1 protein-coding gene and 1 pseudogene are annotated in these 1755 nt (G+C 71.1%); one reads left to right on the forward strand and one right to left on the reverse strand.

Going from position 1 to position 1755, the window contains the following annotated elements; genetic code table 11:
- On the reverse strand, positions 1 to 1422 hold a 1422-nt coding region (locus GH736_RS22405; protein ID WP_407922384.1), incomplete at its 3' end, for an HAD-IC family P-type ATPase.
- Here GH736_RS22405 and GH736_RS25380 point away from each other — a divergent pair.
- Positions 1402 to 1755, forward strand: a pseudogene (locus GH736_RS25380) (hypothetical protein); the annotation flags it as partial. The gene GH736_RS22405 and the pseudogene GH736_RS25380 sit on opposite strands and share 21 nt — an antisense overlap.

Raw genomic sequence — 1755 nt, forward strand, 5'->3', positions numbered from 1 at the left:
GCCGCCGATCTTGCCGAGCGGGCTCGCGATGTCGTTGAGCGGCTGGTACGTCGCCTCGATGCCGATGCCACGCAGGCCCTGCAGCACCCAGTCGTCGAGGAAGGCGTAGGAATCGGCGAAGCTCATGACCTGGTCGGGATCGAATCCGGATGCCGCGAGCGCGTCGGTGACCGCAGGCTCGCCCTTGGTCAGGGTGCCGGTCTTGTCGAAGAGCACGGCGCCGACGGTGCGCATCGTCTCGAGCGCGAGGCGGTCGGTGACGAGCACGCCGCCGCGTGCGGCACGCTCGGTCGCGATGGACACGACGAGCGGGATGGCGAGGCCGAGGGCGTGCGGGCAGGCGATCACCAGCACGGTGATGGTGCGCACGACGGCGTCATCGGGGTTGCCGAGGAGCGTCCACGTGATCGCCGTGATCACGGCCGCGCCGAGCGCGAACCAGAACAGCCAGGCGGCCGCACGGTCGGCCAGGCGCTGGGCGCGGGAGCTCGACGCCTGCGCCTTCGCGACGAGGCGCTGGATGCCGGCGAGCGCGGTGTCGTCGCCGACCGCGGACACGCGCACGCGGATCGCGGTGTCGGTCGCGACGGTGCCGGCCACGACGTGCTCGCCGGGGCCGCGGCTCACCGTGGTGGACTCGCCGGTGATCATCGACTCGTCCATGGCGGCCGTGCCGTCGATCACGTCGCCATCGGCGGGCACGCGGCCGCCGGGGCGCACGATCACGACGTCGCCGACGCGGAGGTCGGACGGGGCGACGGTCTCGGTGGACGTGCTGCCGTCGGCGGCATCCGTCACCCGCTCTGCCTCGTCGGGCAGCAGTGCCGCGAGCGCGTCGAGGGCGCTGGACGCCTGCATGATCGAGCGCATCTCGATCCAGTGGCCGAGCAGCATGATGACGATGAGGAGGGCGAGCTCCCACCAGAAGTCGAGCTCGTGGTCGAGCAGCATGAGGCTCGCGCCGAGGGACGCGACGTAGGCCACGGTGATCGCCAGGCCGATGAGCAGCATCATGCCCGGCTGGCGCGCCTTCAGCTCCGACCAGGCGCCCGTCAGGAACGGGCGGCCGCCCCAGAAGAACATGACCGTGCCCAGCACGGGCGAGATCCACGGCACGATCGGGTTGTCGGGCAGTGAGTAGCCCAGGATCGACGCGAACATCGGGCTGAACGCGATCGTCGGGATCGCGATGACGAGCATGATCCAGAAGAGGCGGCGGAACTGGCCGACGTGGTCGCCGTGGCCGGCGTGGCCGGCGTGGCCGGCATGGTCGGCGTGCATGTCATGGCCTGCGTGCATGTCGTGGCCGGCGTCGTCGTGACCCGCGTGCATCTCGTGCCCCGCGTGCTCAGCGTGCATCTCGTGCCCGGCACCGGTGTGCTCGTCGTGGTGCGCGTGTTCGTGCGGCTCGTCGCGCGTCATACTCATCGATCTTCCCCTCAACGGTTCGACATCAGCATACCCCCATGGGGTATATGTGCCACAACGGCGAAGGCCGCGCGGGCATTCCCGAGCTCGGGACATCCGTGCGGCCCGGTGTCTTCGCAGACGCCCGAAGCGCCGGTTCGCGCTGCGAGAACACGCGTGACGGCGGCATCCGTCGCGTGCTGGGATGGCGGAATGGACCTGCTCATCCTCGGCGGCACGCAATGGCTCGGACGCACGATCGCCGGGGAGGCGCTCGCGCGCGGCCATCGGGTGACCTGCCTGGCGCGCGGCGAGGCCGGCGAGGTCGCCGCGGGCGCCGAGCTCGTG

The organism is Agromyces humi, from assembly GCF_009720255.1.
Classification (GTDB): domain Bacteria; phylum Actinomycetota; class Actinomycetes; order Actinomycetales; family Microbacteriaceae; genus Agromyces; species Agromyces humi.